Source organism: Gluconacetobacter liquefaciens (genome assembly GCF_003350405.1).
Lineage (GTDB): Bacteria > Pseudomonadota > Alphaproteobacteria > Acetobacterales > Acetobacteraceae > Gluconacetobacter > Gluconacetobacter liquefaciens.
This window is the reverse complement of record NZ_QQAW01000001.1, coordinates 262,486-279,727: the sequence shown is the minus strand read 5'-3', so window position 1 is coordinate 279,727 and position 17,242 is coordinate 262,486. Positions and strand designations below refer to the sequence as shown.

General features: G+C 64.5%; 15 protein-coding genes. 4 read left to right on the top strand and 11 right to left on the bottom strand.

The features are described 5' to 3' along the window. The first annotated feature begins 42 nt into the window (after positions 1 to 42). The 3 genes from C7453_RS01300 to C7453_RS01290 all read left to right on the top strand — a co-directional run bounded on the left by C7453_RS01300 (position 43) and on the right by C7453_RS01290 (position 2,632). A complete protein-coding gene (locus C7453_RS01300) occupies positions 43 to 561 on the top strand; it encodes a hypothetical protein (protein WP_114725324.1) in 519 nt (172 codons plus the stop codon). After that, the gene (locus tag C7453_RS01295; protein ID WP_114725322.1) at positions 562 to 1,008 is read left to right on the top strand and encodes a MarR family winged helix-turn-helix transcriptional regulator; all 447 of its coding nucleotides are present in this window, start codon (positions 562 to 564) and stop codon (positions 1,006 to 1,008) included. A gap of 115 nt (positions 1,009 to 1,123) precedes the next feature. Continuing rightward, complete coding sequence (locus C7453_RS01290; RefSeq protein WP_114725320.1) at positions 1,124 to 2,632, top strand: DHA2 family efflux MFS transporter permease subunit; 1,509 nt, start codon at positions 1,124 to 1,126, stop codon at positions 2,630 to 2,632. A 27-nt stretch (positions 2,633 to 2,659) separates the two neighbouring features. Here the strand turns inward: C7453_RS01290 and C7453_RS01285 are convergent, their stop codons facing one another. Further along, positions 2,660 to 3,364, bottom strand: a complete 705-nt coding sequence (locus C7453_RS01285; protein WP_114725318.1) for a TetR/AcrR family transcriptional regulator — start codon at positions 3,362 to 3,364, stop codon at positions 2,660 to 2,662. Between the two features lie 351 nt (positions 3,365 to 3,715). Between C7453_RS01285 and C7453_RS01280 the strand changes: the two genes are divergently transcribed. Further along, positions 3,716 to 5,296: an acyl CoA:acetate/3-ketoacid CoA transferase gene (locus C7453_RS01280; RefSeq protein WP_114725316.1), complete on the top strand. Its 1,581-nt coding sequence runs from the start codon at positions 3,716 to 3,718 to the stop codon at positions 5,294 to 5,296. Positions 5,297 to 5,460: 164 nt separating this feature from the next. Here the strand turns inward: C7453_RS01280 and C7453_RS01275 are convergent, their stop codons facing one another. The 10 genes from C7453_RS01275 to C7453_RS01230 form a co-directional block, all read right to left on the bottom strand. Then, positions 5,461 to 6,495, bottom strand: coding sequence for a zinc-dependent alcohol dehydrogenase (locus C7453_RS01275; protein ID WP_114725314.1), 1,035 nt, complete (start codon positions 6,493 to 6,495; stop codon positions 5,461 to 5,463). A 35-nt stretch (positions 6,496 to 6,530) separates the two neighbouring features. After that, entirely contained in the window at positions 6,531 to 7,487 is a 957-nt protein-coding gene (locus tag C7453_RS01270; RefSeq protein WP_114725312.1) for an ABC transporter permease, read from the bottom strand. Then, positions 7,484 to 8,989, bottom strand: coding sequence for a sugar ABC transporter ATP-binding protein (locus tag C7453_RS01265; protein ID WP_114725310.1), 1,506 nt, complete (start codon positions 8,987 to 8,989; stop codon positions 7,484 to 7,486). Before C7453_RS01265 ends, C7453_RS01270 begins: the two co-directional genes overlap by 4 nt. 6 nt (positions 8,990 to 8,995) lie before the next feature. Next, positions 8,996 to 9,961 carry an ABC transporter permease gene (locus C7453_RS01260; protein ID WP_114725308.1) on the bottom strand — a complete coding sequence of 322 codons (966 nt, stop codon included), beginning with the start codon at positions 9,959 to 9,961 and terminating at the stop codon, positions 8,996 to 8,998. Positions 9,962 to 10,020: 59 nt separating this feature from the next. Beyond that, positions 10,021 to 11,133, bottom strand: coding sequence for a sugar ABC transporter substrate-binding protein (locus C7453_RS01255; protein ID WP_114725306.1), 1,113 nt, complete (start codon positions 11,131 to 11,133; stop codon positions 10,021 to 10,023). 160 nt (positions 11,134 to 11,293) lie between these two features. Further along, a complete protein-coding gene (locus C7453_RS01250; RefSeq protein ID WP_114725304.1) occupies positions 11,294 to 12,307 on the bottom strand; it encodes an aldo/keto reductase in 1,014 nt (337 codons plus the stop codon). Between the two features lie 66 nt (positions 12,308 to 12,373). Continuing rightward, complete coding sequence (locus C7453_RS01245; RefSeq protein WP_114725302.1) at positions 12,374 to 13,702, bottom strand: MFS transporter; 1,329 nt, start codon at positions 13,700 to 13,702, stop codon at positions 12,374 to 12,376. A gap of 224 nt (positions 13,703 to 13,926) precedes the next feature. Continuing rightward, the gene (locus C7453_RS01240) at positions 13,927 to 15,399 is read right to left on the bottom strand and encodes a carbohydrate porin (protein WP_211310999.1); all 1,473 of its coding nucleotides are present in this window, start codon (positions 15,397 to 15,399) and stop codon (positions 13,927 to 13,929) included. A gap of 144 nt (positions 15,400 to 15,543) precedes the next feature. After that, complete coding sequence (locus C7453_RS01235) at positions 15,544 to 16,473, bottom strand: FAD-binding protein (protein WP_114725299.1); 930 nt, start codon at positions 16,471 to 16,473, stop codon at positions 15,544 to 15,546. Continuing rightward, positions 16,473 to 17,234, bottom strand: a complete 762-nt coding sequence (locus C7453_RS01230; protein ID WP_114725297.1) for an electron transfer flavoprotein subunit beta/FixA family protein — start codon at positions 17,232 to 17,234, stop codon at positions 16,473 to 16,475. Before C7453_RS01230 ends, C7453_RS01235 begins: the two co-directional genes overlap by 1 nt. Between the last annotated feature and the right edge of the window lie 8 nt (positions 17,235 to 17,242).

The window sequence follows — 17,242 nt, the reverse complement described above, 5'->3', positions numbered from 1 at the left end:
GCGGCCACAACCCCCCCCCGTCATCACCGGCACCACCAGCGCATGCGGATGATGCGCCTGCCGTGCCATCTCGGTCAGGATCACGACGAAGACAATGAACCGCCCCGTGACGATCGCCGCGATCCGGTCGAAATTCCCGATCAGGGCCGCCAGCGTCGTCGCCCCCCACAACCCCATATCCGCCCAGCCCCCGCCACCGGCGAGGCACCCGCCGACAAGACACGCCAGCAAAAGCGAGAGCGTAATCAGCCCGATCTCTTCCATCCGCGCCCGCGCCGAGCCATGGAGCGTCACATTGCTGGCCAGCAGCGCCCCCGTCGCAACCGCCAGTCCCATCCCCAGCCGCCCCGCCAGAAGGCCGAGCGCGATCGGCAGCACGATCAACCCACTGGACAGGACAATGTCCAGCCACCGCAGTTCCATCTGCCGCTCCAGGCGCAGCACGTCCGCCATGTGGCTCTTCAAACCCACGGGATCGACCCTTCTTCAATCATAGGCACACAGGAACTCATACGCTATGCGTATCATATGACCATTCAAAAGATACGCAGTACGTACTAAATGACAGACATACGCACCCGCGATATCGCCCGGCTGATGAGCGGCATCCTCTGGCTGGGCCGCCGCCTGCGCCGCGAGCGTCCCGAGGACTCCCTGCCACTCGCGATGATCGGCATCATGGGCACGCTCTACCGGCTCGGCCCGATGCCGGCGGCAAAACTGGCGGCGCACGAACTCCTGCAACCCCAGTCCCTGACGCGCATCATCGCCACGCTGCAACAGCACGGCCATATCGCGCGCCAGCCCAACCCGGCCGACCGGCGCGAAATCATCCTTTCACTCACACAGGACGGTTTGCGCGCCCTCTCTGCCGACATGGAAAGGCGGCGGGAATGGCTAGCCCGCGCCATGGCCCACGCCCTGACGGCGGAGGAACGCGCCAGATTACTGGCCTGCGAGGACATTTTCGCGAAACTCGCCTGGTACGAACCCGACGATCCGGCCTGAACGGCAACGTCTCCACAACGCCCGCACATCGCGGCAGAACCGTTTCCTTTCCCGAAGAAAAGCCGCAGAAATATTCCGACAGCCCCCATCCGACAGCCCGACCGAAAGCCGCACAATGAATGCCGCCCCCACACCCCGCCCGGATGACGACAGGCTGGACCCGCACCTGCTGCGGATCGCGGCGGTGGTGGTCCTGGGCACCTTCATGTCGATCCTCGACACCACGATCATCAATGTGGCGGTCCGCGACCTGTCACGCGATTTCGGGGCATCACTGGCCACGACCCAATGGATCTCGACCGGCTACATGCTGGCCCTGGCCACCGTCATCCCCCTGACCGGCTGGGCGGCCGACCGCTTCGGCACCAAGCGGCTGTACATGGCGTCGATCCTCCTGTTCCTGGGCGGTTCCGCCCTGTCGGGCGCGGCATGGTCCATGCCGAAGCTGATCCTGTTCCGCGTGCTCCAGGGGCTGGGCGGCGGCATGATCATGCCCGCCGGCATGACGATCCTCAGCCACGCCGCCGGGCCCAGACGCATCGGCCGGCTGATGGGCATCATCGGCGTGCCGATGCTGCTGGGGCCGATCTGCGGCCCGATCCTCGGCGGCTGGCTGGTCGACGACGTGTCATGGCGCTGGATCTTCTTCGTCAACCTGCCCGTCGGCGCCATCGCGCTCTACGCCGCCCAGCGCGTTCTGGCGCCCGACGCCCCCAAGCCCCACCATGCGCTGGACTGGCTGGGCCTGCTCCTGCTCTCGCCGGGGCTGGCGCTCTTCGTCTTCGGCCTCGCCCGGATCGCGGCGGCCGGCGATTTCAGCGCCTCCACCGGAGACATCGCGGCCATCGCCGGCCTGGCGCTCATCTCCGCCTTCATCGTGCATGCCCTGCGCCATCAGGACCCGTTGATCGACGTGCGGATGTTCACCCGCCGCACGGTCGGCGCCTCCGCGCTGACCACCTTCCTGTTCGGCACCGCCTTCTTCGGCATGTCCCTGATCCTGCCACTCTATTTCCAGATCGTCAGGGGAGAGCCCGCCTTCGACGCCGGCCTGCTCCTCGCCGCCCAGGGCATCGGCGCGATGCTCTCCATGCCACTCGCCGCCCGCATGACCGACCGGATCGGCGCCGGCAAGGTCGTCCTGGCGGGCCTGACATGCGTGGCAGCCGGCATGCTGGCCCTGAGCCGGATCGAAAGCACCACACCCTTCTGGACCATCGAACCGATGCTGTTCCTGCTCGGCCTGGGCATGGGCGCCACCATGATGCCTTCGATGAGTGCGGCGATGAGCACCGTGCAGCGCCATCAGGTCGCCCGCACCACCAGCGGGCTGAACGTGGTGCAGCGCGTCGGCGGCTCGATGGGCACGGCACTGCTCGCTGTGGTGCTGAGTCACCAGCTTTCCGGCATCACCCCCGCCGCCCAGAGCGGCCTGGGGGCCCTGCGCACCCTCCCTCCGGCCGCGCAGGCCCGGCTGACATCCGCGCTCGACACGGCATTCAGCCACACATTCCTGTGGTCGTTCGGGCTTATTCTCCTCGCCATCTGCCCCGCTTTCTTCCTCCCACGCAGGAAGCGCGACGCCCGGACCGACGAAGGCACAACCCTCCCGGCCATGGAATAAGGGGGCGTACGGCGCGGGGGAAAGCGCTTACCTGCACACCATGTTATGGATCGTCTCGATATTGAACTCGATCCGCTTCTTCAGCGATTGCGGCGCCATGAAATCGCAGTTGAAGATGATGGAACCCGTAAACCGGTTGGTCAGGTAATAATACCCGATGGCCGCGATCGTGATGTTCAGTTGCATCGCATCGACGCCCCCCCGGAACACCCCGGCCTTCTCCCCCCGATCCAGCAGCGATTGCAGCCGTTTCAGCCGGCTCTGGCTGATGACGGGAATAATCCGGGAATCCCGCAGATGCATGGCCTTGTAAAGGTTCGCACTGTTGACCAGCGTCAGGAATTCCGGGTTATCCAGATAATAATTCCACGTAAACCGCACCAGGCTTTCCAGCGCCTGCACCGGCTCCAGATGATCCAGCTTCAGCGACTGCTCCGCCTGATAGAGGTCCGTGTAGGCATCTTCCAGAACGCGGGTAAACAGCGCCTCCTTGCCACCGAAATAGTGGTAGATCATGCGCTTGTTGGCCTCGGCCTTCTCGGCGATCACATCGACGCGCGCCCCGGCCAGCCCGCTCATGGCGAACTCCCGCTTGGCCGCCGCCAGAATGCGCTTCTGCGTCGCCTCGGCATCGCGGGTGCGCGCCGGCGAGGGGTTCGGCACGGCCGCTTCCGGCTCCGCCCCTTTCCTGCGCGGTTCGCCCCGTTTGATGGCATTCGGTGTTCTTGACATACGGATATCCTTGTCGCGGCGGCGACCAGCAGTGCGGCCGTCGAATGGACGCGACCAGATATGGCCGCAAATTTAGCCCCAGGCAGAAGCGCTCACAAGGCTTTTGCCACCCTCACCAGCCGGCGGCGGCAAACCACCGCCATCCCGGCCACCCGCGCGAAAAAGAGCGCACGCACAACAGGTTCCACGGCCACCCTCCCGGTCCATACCCTCATTCGGATCACAGGCCGCCGGCAAATGCCACCCGGCAAACGCCAGTGTGATGGCGCACCCCGCCTTCTTCCCTTGCGGCCGCCACGCCCGATCATATATCTAACCAGATAGTTACATTTAGCCAGAAGAGAATCCGGCATGTCGAAAATCAGAACGGCCACGAACGTCGCATCGCTGGTTGAAGATGGCGCCATCGTCGCCGTGAATTCATCGAGCGGCCTGTGCTGCCCCGACGCCATCCTCGCAGCCCTGGGCGCGCGTTTCCGCACCGAAGGCGCCCCGCGCAACCTCACGACCATCCATCCCATCGCCGCCGGCGACATGTTCGGCACCAGGGGCGTGGACCACCTGGCCCAGCCGGGCATGATCAGCCGGATCATCGGCGGCTCCTACCCCTCCGGCCCTTCCTCGGCCGAACCGCCGCTCATCCGGCAGATGGTCAGGCGCAACGAGGTCGCGGCCTACAACGTGCCCAGCGGCATCATCTTCGACATGCTGCGCGAAGGCGCCGCCAAACGACCGGGCGTAATGACGAAAGTGGGCCTCGACACCTTCGTCGACCCCACGCAGGAAGGCTGCGCGATGAACGAGGCCGCCCAGGCCGAGCCCGTCGTCAGCAGGATCGACTTCATGGGCGAGGAATGGCTCTATTTCCCCGCCATCCGCCCCACCGTGGCCATCATCCGCGCCACCACCGGCGACGAACGCGGCAACCTCACCTTCGAGGACGAAGGCGCCTATCTGGGCGCGATGGAACTCGCCCTCGCCGCCCATAATAACGGCGGCATCGTCATCGCCCAGGTCCGCCGCGTCGCCCAGTCCGGCACCCTGCGCCCCCACGACGTGCGCGTACCCGGCATCCTGGTCGATTACGTCGTCGAAACACCCGACCAGCTCCAGACCACCGCCACCCAATACGACCCGGCGATCTCGGGCGAGGTCTTCAAGCCCCTCGACAGCTTCGCCCTGCCCGAATTCAACGTCGCCAAGGTCATGGCCCGGCGCGTCGCGCGGGAATTGCGGCCCGGCTGGGCGGTCAATATCGGCTTCGGCATCTCGGCCAACGTGCCGCGCATCCTGCTGGAGGAAGGCCGCCACGGCGACGTCACCTGGGTGATCGAACAGGGCGCCGTCGGCGGCATCCCGCTGCTCGACTTCAAGTTCGGCTGCGCCGCCAACGCCGAGGCCTTCGTCGCCTCGCCGCACCAGTTCACCTATTTCCAGGCCGGCGGCTTCGACGTCTCCCTGCTCTCCTTCCTCCAGATCCACCCCAACGGCTCGGTCAACGTCTCCAAGCTCTCGGCCCAGCCCCACGTCACCGCCGGCTCGGGCGGCTTCGTGGACATCACGTCCCGCGCCCGGCGCATCATTTTCTCGGGCTATTTCAACGCCGGCGCCAAATTCTCCATCGCCGATGGCCGCCTGATCATCGAGCGCGAAGGCAAGATCGCGAAAATCGTCGATGAGCTAGAGCAGATCTCCTTCTCCGGCCCCCGCGCCATCGCCCAGGGACAGGAAATCCTCTACGTTACCGAACGCTGCGTCATGCAACTCACCCCCGACGGCCTGATGGTCACCGAAATCGCACCGGGCATCGACCTCCAGACCCAGATCCTCGACCAGGCCCGGGCCCCGCTCCTGATCTCGCCCACCCTGCGCCTCATGGACGCCGGCCTGTTCCACCCCCACGTCACCCCACCCCGTCGGGCGGCGGCCTGAACACCAAAAGGGGGAGCGGTGCTTAATCCGCTCCCCCTTCTCTTCTTTTGTCTCCCGAAAAGAAGAAAAAACTTTCGATCCGCTCAGGGCCATCGCGCGCCCCAGCAAAAAACTCCCGAAAGAATCAAATTTTTTTGGTTCTTTTTTTCAAAAAAGAACGAAGACTATCCCCCCGGACTGATCTGCACCTTCAACACCCCCGGCCGATCCCGCAACGTATCGAACGCCGACTGGATCGCACGCAGCGGCACGACGCTGCCGGTAAAGGGCTCCACCTGAAACCGCCCGTGCGTCAGCAGGGCCAGCGCATCGTGCATGTCCTCGCCCATGCCGGCCACCGATCCCTTGATCGCGTTTTCCTTCAGCACCACGTCCAGCAGCCGCAGCGGGATCGTATCGTCCGGCCCGGTAATGCCGAACGCCGCCACATGCCCCCCCGGCCGGATCATCTCGAACGCCTGCGCATAGAGCGCGGGCAGGCCGATGCTCTCGATCACGATATCCGCCCCGCGCCCCCCGGTCATGGAGCGCACCACCTCCAGCGCCCGCTCAGGCTGGGTCACCACCGCATCCGCCCCCCCACGCGCCGCCAGTTCCGCCCGCTCGGGCGACAGTTCGACGGCAATGATCGGCGCCGCCCCGACCAGGCGCATCATCTGGATATGCAGGTTGCCGATCGGCCCGGCCCCCAGCACCACCACCGACTGCGCGAACCCTGCCCCCGCCTTGCGCGCCGCCCGCACGACACAGGCCACCGGCTCGGTCAGCGCCAGCACCTCCGGCGCCACGTCCTCGGGCGCCACAATGATCTGTCGCGCCGGCACCGCGACATATTCGGCAAACGCGCCATCGCGATGAATGCCGACCTGTCGCATCTCCGCGCAGTTCAGAATCTCGTTCCGGCGGCAGAAATAGCAGTGCCCGCAGCCGATATTGATATCGGCCACCACCCGCTGGCCCACCGCCAGCCCGCTGACCCGCTCGCCGAGCCGCGCGAGCGTGCCGGTGAATTCATGCCCCGGAATAAAGGGCAGCCGGTCCGCCGCATAATGGCCCTGGAAGATATGCACATCCGTCCCGCAGATGCCGCAGCGATCCACCCGCACCAGCACATCGTCCGGCCCGACGGCAGGCACCGGCACGCGCGTTACTTCGAACTGCCCCGGTGCCATCAGCACCGCCGCTTCCATAGTGTCCATGTCCGTTCTCCCGGATCGCTTCCAGGGCGATCCGATTATTTGACGATCCGCATTTTCGAGCGGTCGATGGTCGTGGCGATCGCCACGATCAGCACGAGGCCGAAGAAAATCTGCTGCCCCATGGCGGGAATGTTCAGATAGAGCATGCTGGCCCGGATCACCGCCACGATCATGGTGCCGATCACGGTATTGATCACACCGCCCACGCCCCCGGTCAGCGGCGTGCCCCCCACCAGCACCGCGACGATGGCCGGCAGCAGGAACCCTTCCGCCAGCGTAGGCGACCCGCCCGACAGCTTGACCGAGAAGACCAGCCCCGCAGCAGCCGCGAACATGCCGGACAGCGCAAAGGCCAGGATCTTGTAGCGTTCCACCCGGATGCCCGAGGACACGGCCACCGGCTCGCCGGCCCCGATCGCCTTGAAGGTCCGCCCGGCCGTCATCCGCCCCTGGATGAACCACGCCACCACCACCAGCAGCAGCGCCACGACCAGTTCATGCGGAATGCCGGCGGTGCGCCCCACCATCCAGCCGAAGGCATGAAGCCGCTGCCCGGCGTCCATGTGCAGCGCCTGCTGGCCGGAGGCAAACTGCCCCACCGACAGCGCAATGCCTCCCACGGCCAGCGTGGAAATGAAGGACGGCACCTTCAGCCGCGTGGTCACCACCCCCGACACCGCACCGAACGCCAGCCCGACGGCCAGCACCAGCACCCCGGCCCCGACACCCGCCGAAGGCAGCGCGATCGTCGCCAGCACCGTCGCCATGTTGGCGATCGACTGCGACGACAGGTCGATGCTGCCGATATAGATCACCAGCGTCATGCCGATGGCCATGATCAGCAGCGGCACGATATCCGCCGCCAGGTTCAGCAGATTGTCCGGCCGCAGGAAATTCACATCCGTGAAGCCGACCAGAATGGTCAGGGTGGTCAGCGTGATCCACGGAAAATGCCGCCGCAGCCGCTCGGCCAGCGCCACCCGGTCGGTCATACCATGTGATGGATCAGGTCGTAGAGAGAAGGCTTTGCGCCCGGCTGACAATTGAACCATGTCCTGATCTCTCCATCCTTGATGACAGCAATGGTGTGACTGAGGCCGATGGCCTCCTCCAATGTATCCGCGACCAGAATGACCCCGACCCCGTCGGCCGACATGTCCCGCACCATGTCGTAGACATCTTCCTTCGCGCCGATATCGAGGCCCCGCGTCGGATGATCGAGCAGGATGATGTCCGACCCACCGCTGCGCCACTTGGCCAGAACCACTTTCTGCTGGTTGCCACCCGAGAGGTTTCCGCAGTCGGATTCTTCCGACGGCACCTTGATCGACAGCCGCTTGATCCAGTCCCGCGCCAGCGCCCGCTCGGCGGGAATATCCAGCACCCCGCCACGGGAATACCGCCCCATCTGCGACAGCGTCATGTTCTCGTAGACATTCATGCCGCTGGCGATGCCTTCGATCTTCCGCTCGCGCGGAATATACCCGACACCATGCGCGACACTGTTCGAGGCGCTGAAGGTCCGCATGGCCTCGCCCCGGATGCGGATCGTGCCTCTTTCCGGCGCCTTCAACCCGAAGATCGCGCGCAGGATTCCCTCGCGCCCGGCGCCTTCCACACCCACCAGCGCCAGCACCTCGCCCGCATGCAGCGTCAGCGAAACCTCATGGCGCCGGCCCGGCAGCACGACATGGTCCAGTTCCAGCAGCACCCTGCCCGCATCGAAGGGCACCTGCCGGTTCTCGCGATAATATTCCAGCGCGATATCCCGCCCGACCATCTTCTTCTGGATGGTCTCCACCCGCGCGTCCTTCGCCGCGAGCACATCGACCACGATGCCGTCCTTCAGCACATAGATGCGGTCCGACAGCGCGATGATCTCGTCCAGCCGATGCGACACGAAGATGAACGAGGCCCGCCGCCGCAATTCCCGCACCAGGCCGAACAGCAGGTCGATTTCATCCTTCGACAGCACCGATGTCGGCTCGTCAAGCAGGATCACCAGATGCCCCTCGACGCGCTCCTCCAGCGCCAGCACCTTCGCCAGTTCCACAAGCTGGCGCTGGGCGAAGGTCAGGCGCGAGGTGATCATGCCGGGGTCGATATCCAGCTTCACCTTGCGCAACTGCACCCGCGCCGCCTGCGCCATCCTGCGCCACTGGATCACGCCCAGATGCACGAACTGCTGCTCGAACCCCAGAAAGATGTTTTCCATCACACTCAGGTTCGGAATCAGCGACTGCTCCTGGTACACCATGCCGATGCCCATCTTCATCGCGTCGCGCGGACTGCGGAAATGGACGGGCGCCCCGTCGATCAGGACGCTGCCGGCATCCGGCTGCACGGCGCCGTAGATGATCTTCATCAGGGTGGATTTCCCCGCCCCGTTCTCGCCGACCAGCCCGATGATCTCGCCGGGCGCGATCGCCAGATCGACCCCCTTGAGAACATGGACGCCCGGATAACGCTTTTCGACGTTCCGCAATTCGAACATGGCACATTACCTTGCGAAGGAGAGCCCGCGGCGATCCATGGACAGATACACCGCCGTGATCACGAGCAGCCCGAGCACGCCGTCCTGGAGGTAGTCAGGCAGTCCCACCACCACCATGCCGTTGCCGATGACATTCACGATCAGCACACCGACCAGCGTGTTCCACACACCGCCCGATCCCCCGGCCAGCGCCGTGCCCCCCACCACCACCGAGGTAATGGAGAGGAACATGAACCCGGTCCCGGTCTCGGTTTCCGCAATCCCCAGCCGCGCCACCGCCAGGACCGCCCCCAGCGCGAAGAAGACACCCGCGAGGACAAAGCCGATCACCCGCACCCGGCCGACATTCAGCCCCGATGCCCGTGCCAGATCCTCCCCGCCGCCGATGGCATAGAAATTCCGGCCGATGGTCGTCCGGCCCTGAATGAACCAGGCCACCAGCAACCCGCCCAGCGCCGCATACGCCATCAGCGGAAAACTCATGATCCGCACGGTCAGCAGCGAGCGGAACAGTGGGTCGCCGATCAGGATACGATTGCCCCCCGTCATCAGCAGCGACAGGCCGACACCGACAAACCCCATGGACAGGCTGGCCATGAACGAGGGAATCCGCAGCCGCACATGGATCAGGCCATTGACGGCCCCCAGCACGCCCCCCGCAATCATCGCGCCCGGAATGGCCAACCACCCCATATGGGCCAGCGACCCGCCCAGCCGGTTCAGCAGCATGGCGAAGACCACCGCGCACACCGCCACGGTGCCTTCCATCGACAGGTCGATCGAGCCCATCAGGATGACGAAGGTCGCCCCCACCGCCACCATCAGCGCCGGCGAGGACGACACGGCGATCCGGGCAAAATTCCGCAGCGACAGGAAATGGGGATTCACTGCCGCAAAGAACAATACAAGCACCAGCAACACCAGAAACGGCACCCATTTTCTGATATTGTCCATCACAAGACCATGTTTCATGGTTGCATCTCGTTTTCAGGAAACGACGCATCAGGACAACCGGGAAAAATCCGGGACTCTTATGACCGGTACTGGATCTGGCCCTTGCTCAGCCCCCAGAAATCCTTCCAGTCATATTTCGGGTTGCTGTCGATGTATTTCGCCTTGAAATCCCGGGCATCCTTGGTGGTAATCAGCACGGTCGGCCCATAGAATTCCCGATGTTCCTTGGGTTCGGCAGAGGGTTTGAAAAAACCGGTCGCCGCGTAATAGGCCAGCGCCGCCGTAATGCCCCCGCCCCAGTAAGGGTTCGTGAACACGGTCGCCAGAATCTTGCCCTGCGCCACCAGGTCCACCGCTTGCGGGTTGCCGTCATACGACACCACCGGCATGTTCTCGATGCCTTCGGCCCGCAGCGCCTCGATCACGCCATAGGCCATGGTATCGCTGGCGCAATGCACGCCCTTGATCGCGTCGCCATAGCGGGTCAGAAAACCGGACATCACCTGGTTGGCCTTCTGGGTATCCCAGTCCGCGGCCTGCACGGCCAGCAATTCGACATTCGGGTAACTCTTCAGCGCATTCTTCAACCCGGCCAGCCGTTCGATCGCCGGATTGTTCGACGCGATGCCACCCAGATGCACCACCCCGCCCTTGCCGCCCATGGCATCGAACAGAATCCGCGCCGTCTGTTCCGAGGGCCCGACATCCGACCATGTCATGTGCGAAACATAATGGTCGCCGAAATCCCACGGATGCAGGTCGTCGGTCTTGTTCCAGATCGTCGAGACATACGCCCCCGCACCGACCACCGCCTCCACCACCGGCCGGCAGTTGGGCATGTCGTTGGGGTCGGCGGCCAGCGCCACCCCACTGCCATAGCGCGAGAGCAGCGCCTTGATATCGGAAAGGGATTTCTCGCTCGACCCGCCATTGATCAGGTTCAGCAGCGCGCTCTTGGGCAGGCCGAGGCTTTCCACGAAGCCTTCGCCACCCGAGACGATCGAATTCCAGTACGGATTGGTCCGGTCGCGATAGCTCCACGCGATCTTGGGGTCCTGCCCCGCCGCGCGGGCGAAACCGGGCCGGAAGGAGGCCGCCGCCGCCATGCCGCCCAACCCGTAGGCCGAGAGCAGAAGCAGGTTGCGGCGATTGATCGTCTGCTGCTCGATATATTGCTTGATGAAGGACATATCTGTCTCCGGGGCACCTGCATCTTCTGCATGTCGTCGGCTTCGGGGCCGGTTTTCACGACGATGCGGCGCTCTTATTATCGAACTAGATAGTTACCTAAATGCGGCCGTAAATCAACGCACCCGATCGCACAGCCGCGTGAAGTCCCGGCCCCGCCCGTCACGGCGTCGGCGCGTTCTCCCGCAGCAGCCCATGCCGCTTCAGGTCGGCCCAGAATTCCGCCGGAATCGGATAGCTGAACCATTGCAGGTTCTGCTCAAGCTGCTCGACGGTCCGCGTCCCGGCACAGAAGGACGGAATGGCCGGATGCGCCACGACGAACTGGAGCGCCGCCGCCGGCAACGGCACGTCATGCTCCCGGCACACGCCCTCGATCCGTGCCACCCGCTCCATGATGGCGGGCGAGGCCGGCGCATAATTATATTTCGCCCCCGGTACCGCGCCGGTCGCCAGAATGCCGGAATTGAACCCCCCGCCGACCAGCACCGCCGCCCCCCGCGCCTCGCACAGCGGCAGGAACGCGTCCAGCGCATCCTGCTCCAGCAGCGTGTAGCGCCCCGCCAGCAGGAAACAGTCGAAATCCCGCATCGTCAGCGCCTGATGACAGACCTCCCACTCATTCACCCCCACGCCGATGGCCTTCACCACGCCCTCGGCACGCAACCGTTCCAGCGCCCGCCAGCACCCGTCCATCGCCTGCGCGAACAGTTCGGGCTGCGCATCCCCCTGCGTAAAGCGGTCCACGTCATGGATGAACATCATGTCGATCCGTTCCAGCCCCAGCCGCTGAAGCGAATCCTCGAACGACCGCATGGTGCCGTCATAGCTGTAGTCGAAGGCCATCCGGTTGGGCGCGGCATTGCTCCACGGCGCGAAGTCGATCTCCGACCGCCGCGCGGCATGCAGCACCCGCCCGACCTTCGACGCCAGCACGAATTCATCGCGCGCCTTCCAGCGCAGCGCATGGCCCAGCCGCAACTCGGCCAGCCCATGCCCATACATCGGCGCGGTATCATAAAAGCGCACGCCGGCATCCCACGCATGGCGGATCATGCCCTCCGCCACGTCCTCCTCCATCTCACGCAGAAAATTGCCGATCGGCGCGGTGCCGAAGGCAAAGGCGGTCACGTCCAGGCCGGTCCGGCCGAATTGGCGCTTCTCCGAAGGTTCCATGCCCACTGATCCTTTTCTTCTTTCCGATATTCTTCTTGTGCTCGGTTCTGTTGGCCGAAGGCCCGCCTACGCGCCGGAGACGGCATGGCGCCGTCGCGGCATTCTTCTCCGCCATCCGGCAAGGCAGTTCCGGGGAAACAGCCCCTGCCCGTTCAGGATCTGGATGACGATCCACGCGAGAATGTACGCACTCCCGCACACCGCGAACAGAATGGCGTACCCCATGTCGATATGGCCCGCCTGGCGGTAGTGATCCAGCAGCACCCCGACGCCAAGCGGAAAGATCATGCCGCCGATCGACCCTGCCAGCCCGCCGATCCCCTGCACCGAGGCAATCATCTCCTTGGGAAAATGATCCGCCGGAATCGAATAGATATTCGCCGACCAGCCCTGATGGGCGGCGGCAGCCAGGCTGAGCAGCCCCACCATCATCCACATTCCATGGATCTGCGCCGAAAACGCCAGGGGCACGACCATCACGGCCATGATCAGCATGGTGATGCGGCGGGCCGCCATCACGCTCCACCCGCGACCGATCAGAAAGGACGACAGCCAGCCGCCACCCACGCTGCCCACCGAGGTCGCGCAATAGACCGCCATCAGCGGCAGGCCCAGATGTTTCAGGTTGAGGTGATACCGGTCCGAAAAATAGGAGGGCAGCCAGAACAGGATAAAGAACCAGATCGGGTCGGTCATGAACTTGCCCACGGCAAACGCCCAGGTCGCCCGCACCTTCAGCAGGTCGATCCAGCGCCCCCTGAATTCCGGCCCGTCGCTGTCCCGCCTGTCCTGGCGGATATAGCGCAGTTCGTCCGGCGACAGCGCGCGCGTCTCCTCGGGCAGGCGATACAGGTAGAACCACAGACCCAGCCAGCCGAAGCCGGAAAGGCCGGTGACGATAAAGGCCGCCTGCCAGCCATACGTCGCCGCCAGCCACGGCACGGTCGCAGGCGCCATGATCGCGCCGATGCTGGTGCCGGCGGTCACGATCCCCACCGCCAGCGAACGCTCGCGCGCCGGAAACCATTCCGAGACGGATTTGAGCGCCGAGGGAAAATTTCCGGCCTCGCCAAATCCCAGCATCCCGCGCACCACAGCGAAGCTCGCCATCCCCCCGACCAGCGCATGCCCGATGGAGGCCAGGCTCCACACCGCCATGCACAGCGCATAGCCCAGCCGCGTACCCAGCCGGTCGATCAGCTTGCCGAACGAGACGAATCCCAGGGCATAGCAGGCCTGGAAAACGATCACGAGATAACTGTAGTCCTTTTCCGACCAGCCGAACCGGTGTTCAAGCAGGGGCTTCAGCAGGCTCAGCACCTGCCGGTCGACATAATTGATGGTCGTCGCGGCAAACAGCAGGCCGCAGATGAGCCAGCGATATTTTCCGATCACAACGCCCTCCGTTCTTGTTTTTCTTGTCGCGAAGGAGACTCTCGAAGCCGGCGGGCATACACCCCGATGTCCGCTCCTGCCCCCGATCGTGCCGGCCCGCCACGCCACGCGCAGCACCCCGATACAACATGGTGCAAGGGATAACGACATGGCCCGTCGCACGGTTGTCGGGCCAGAACGAAAATCCCGTCTTCGTCCATCTTCCCTTTATGGGGGCACATTCTTCACAATTGGGCAAGAAGCCTGAAGCCCATCAGCAGGGCATTCGGATAAACGTGATTCGCATCCGGGCGAATGATATATTGCATATCGGGCAGCAGCTTGATCCCGCGACTGACGAAGGCCGTGTAGGTCAGTTCCAGAACATGAAACGATGTTTGCGGCGACCGCACACCGTTGAGCAGCGGCAGCCCCTCTTCCATCTGCATCGTCTGCTGCGATGTTATCGCGGGATTCACCCTCTGCCGCGTCCAGAAAAACGAAACAGCATCCGTGATCCGGCCTGGAATCATCCCCTGCGAAATGATCCCGAGCGTATACTGGCTCCGGTTGGGCAGCGACGCCCCCACATTCCACCCGGCGATCCCGTACAGGATAATGCCCTGGTTGGCGGCGCGTCCGTACCGGTAGACCATCTGGTCGCCCCCGACATACCAGGCCCCGCGCTGGCGCTCGACCCGCCCCGGCAGACCGGAAACCAGCTTCGGCCGGCCATCGGTCGAAATGAACGGGTCGGGATGGTCCGAACTGTCGACATAGCCTCCCAGCTTGTAATGCCCCGGCATCTTTCCCGCCCCCAGCACAGGCTCCCACCCGACCTCCATGGGAACGACAAACCCGTTCTGTGCAAAAGAGAAATCGAACCCCGCCCGCCCACCTTCGGTCGGCGAGGACTCGAACAGTCCCGCCTGCGCATAAAGCCTGTGCCCCGGCTTGACCCGCGCCAGCATCCCCCATTGCGAAAACGGCCACGACCGCCATTTGGTGGCATTCGAAAGCCCGGACGGATGGGCGCAGGTAATCATGTTCAGTGCGTAACAGCCCAGATAGGACGTGCCGAATTTCATGTTGGCCGGCATGCGGCCGAAATCCACCGTCACTGTCCTGTTCAGGAAGGTCTGTTCGGCATACATATAGACCAGCTTGTAAAGCACACCGCCGCCCACGCCATAATCTTCCTGCGGCTGGATCAGGGGCGTCACCCCCATGTAATCCGTCGCCACATTGCGACCGGCCCGCTGAATCCCCAGCATATGAAAAGACAGCCCCCTGATGCGCGCCATCTTTTCAAAATCCAGATCGCCCCCCATCACGATCTGATGCGTGTAATCGAACCCCCGCCGCCGTCCGCCGGCCACCACGCCAAGGCTTTCGGTCAGGTAGGTCAGGGTAAAGGTAAAGCCATGCTGCTCCAGCCGGGTGCGAAGCCCGCCGATGGCGCCGAGAATCCGGTCATCCTCCGGCACCACCCGTACTTCCGGCCAGGTCGATCCCAGCGCGCTCGCCGCCATCCCCGTACGCTCGCGCTCCCGCACAGGCGCCGCAACCCTGTCCTGCCCGGCGCCTCTCCCCGTCAGAAGCGCTACCCGGCTTGTCCTTCCAGCAGGTTTTTCCAGCGCGGATTCCGCTCGTCCTCCGGCACTCGACACCGCCAGCCCGAACATGGCCAGCAGAGAATACACCACCCACCGCGCCATACCGTTCTTCATCCCGAATACCAACCGGCACATCGTGCAGTCCGCATGGTCCGGGCATGACCGCCCCGCTGCGCGGCGCAATCATGACCGGTCACAGATCCCGGCCAGAGCATTTCCGTCGAAGCGGTTTTCAGTGGAAATGCTCTAAAGTTTCCCCGCCAGTTCGGGCACGATCGAGAACAGGTCCCCCACCAGGGCATAATCCGCCACCCTGAAGATCGGCGCATCCTCATCCTTGTTGATGGCGACGATCACTTTCGAATCCTTCATTCCCGCCAGATGCTGGATCGCGCCCGAGATACCCACCGCGATATACAGGTCGGGCGCCACCACCTTGCCGGTCTGCCCCACCTGCCAGTCATTGGGCGCATATCCCAGATCGACCGCCGCACGGCTGGCCCCCACGGCCGCTCCCAGCCTGTCGGCCAGTTGAATGATCGTCTCGAAATTCTCTTTCGACCCCACACCCCGCCCGCCGGACACGACGACACGCGCCGACGCCAGTTCCGGCCGTTCCGAGACCACGGCCGCATCCTCGATCCAGGACGAAAGCCCCGGATCGGCCACCGCCGCCACGTTCTCAACCGGCGCCGGCTCCTGCGCCCCCACCGCGCCGAACGCCGAGGTGCGCACGGTAAAGACCGCGACAGGATCGGTCGATTGCACCGTCTGCACCGCATTGCCCGCATAGACGGGGCGATCGAACGAATCCTCGCCATGCACGGCGATCACGTCCGACAGCACCATGACATTCAGCAGGGCGGCCACACGCGGCAGGATGTTCCGCGCAAAGGCCGTCGCAGGGGCCGCGATATGGCGATAACCCGCGGCCAGCGACACCACTAGCGCCGCCGCCGGCTCCGCCAGCCCATGGCGCAGGCTCTCGCTCTCGGCCAGCAGCACTTTCGAAACACCCTTGAGTGCGGCAGCCTCCTTCGCCGCCTCTTCCGCCCCTTCGCCGGCGGCGATCAGCACATGCACATCCCCCAGGGGTGCGACAGCCGACAGCGTCCGCGCGACCGCATCGGTGGCCAGACGGCCCTGGTTGGTTTCGGCCAGCAGCAGAACAGTCATCAGAGTACTCCCGCCTCGCTCTTCAGTTTCGCAATCAGTTCATCGACCGACGCCACGCGTACGCCTGCCACACGCTGCGTCGGCTCGACCGTACGCGTAATCTTCAGCCGTGGGGTCACATCCACATCCAGCTCCGCCGCCGTGCGTTCTTCCAGCGGCTTCTTCTTGGCTTTCATGATGCTGGGCAGCGCCACATAGCGCGGCTCGTTCAGGCGCAGATCGACGGTCACGACCGCCGGCAGCGTCACGCCGATGGTCTGCAACCCGCCATCGACCTCGCGCGTCACCACGGCCCGGCCGTCGGCAATCTCGATCTTCGAGGCAAAGGTCGCCTGCCCCCAGCCCAGCAGCCCCGCCAGCATCTGCCCGGTGGCGTTCATGTCGTTATCAATGGCCTGCTTGCCGGCAAGCACCAGGTCGGGCCGCTCCGCCTCCACGATCCGCGACAGCAGCCGCGCCACGGCCAGCGGTTCGATATCCTGGTTCACGTCCGCCGTGGCATCGACCAGGATCGCCCGGTCGGCCCCCATGGCCAGCGCCGTGCGCAGCGTATCCTTCGCCTGCTGCACACCGATCGACACGACGACGATCTCGGACGCCACGCCCTTCTCCTTCAGGCGCACGGCTTCCTCCACCGCAATCTCGTCGAACGGATTCATCGACATCTTCACGTTCGCCAGTTCGACGCCCGAGCCATCGGTCCGCACCCGCACCTTCACGTTGTAGTCGATCACCCGTTTGACAGGGACAAGAATCTTCATGATTTCCT

Bases quoted from the DNA above. Each gene is read 5' to 3' on its own strand.
- C7453_RS01300 (WP_114725324.1), top strand. From the start codon at position 43: ATGCGGATGATGCGCCTGCCGTGCCATCTCGGTCAGGATCACGACGAA.
- C7453_RS01295 (WP_114725322.1), top strand. From the start codon at position 562: ATGACAGACATACGCACCCGCGATATCGCCCGGCTGATGAGCGGCATC.
- C7453_RS01290 (WP_114725320.1), top strand. From the start codon at position 1,124: ATGAATGCCGCCCCCACACCCCGCCCGGATGACGACAGGCTGGACCCG.
- C7453_RS01285 (WP_114725318.1), bottom strand. From the start codon at position 3,364: ATGTCAAGAACACCGAATGCCATCAAACGGGGCGAACCGCGCAGGAAA.
- C7453_RS01280 (WP_114725316.1), top strand. From the start codon at position 3,716: ATGTCGAAAATCAGAACGGCCACGAACGTCGCATCGCTGGTTGAAGAT.
- C7453_RS01275 (WP_114725314.1), bottom strand. From the start codon at position 6,495: ATGGACACTATGGAAGCGGCGGTGCTGATGGCACCGGGGCAGTTCGAA.
- C7453_RS01270 (WP_114725312.1), bottom strand. From the start codon at position 7,487: ATGACCGACCGGGTGGCGCTGGCCGAGCGGCTGCGGCGGCATTTTCCG.
- C7453_RS01265 (WP_114725310.1), bottom strand. From the start codon at position 8,989: ATGTTCGAATTGCGGAACGTCGAAAAGCGTTATCCGGGCGTCCATGTT.
- C7453_RS01260 (WP_114725308.1), bottom strand. From the start codon at position 9,961: ATGAAACATGGTCTTGTGATGGACAATATCAGAAAATGGGTGCCGTTT.
- C7453_RS01255 (WP_114725306.1), bottom strand. From the start codon at position 11,133: ATGTCCTTCATCAAGCAATATATCGAGCAGCAGACGATCAATCGCCGC.
- C7453_RS01250 (WP_114725304.1), bottom strand. From the start codon at position 12,307: ATGGAACCTTCGGAGAAGCGCCAATTCGGCCGGACCGGCCTGGACGTG.
- C7453_RS01240 (WP_211310999.1), bottom strand. From the start codon at position 15,399: ATGGCGCGGTGGGTGGTGTATTCTCTGCTGGCCATGTTCGGGCTGGCG.
- C7453_RS01235 (WP_114725299.1), bottom strand. From the start codon at position 16,473: ATGACTGTTCTGCTGCTGGCCGAAACCAACCAGGGCCGTCTGGCCACC.
- C7453_RS01230 (WP_114725297.1), bottom strand. From the start codon at position 17,234: ATGAAGATTCTTGTCCCTGTCAAACGGGTGATCGACTACAACGTGAAG.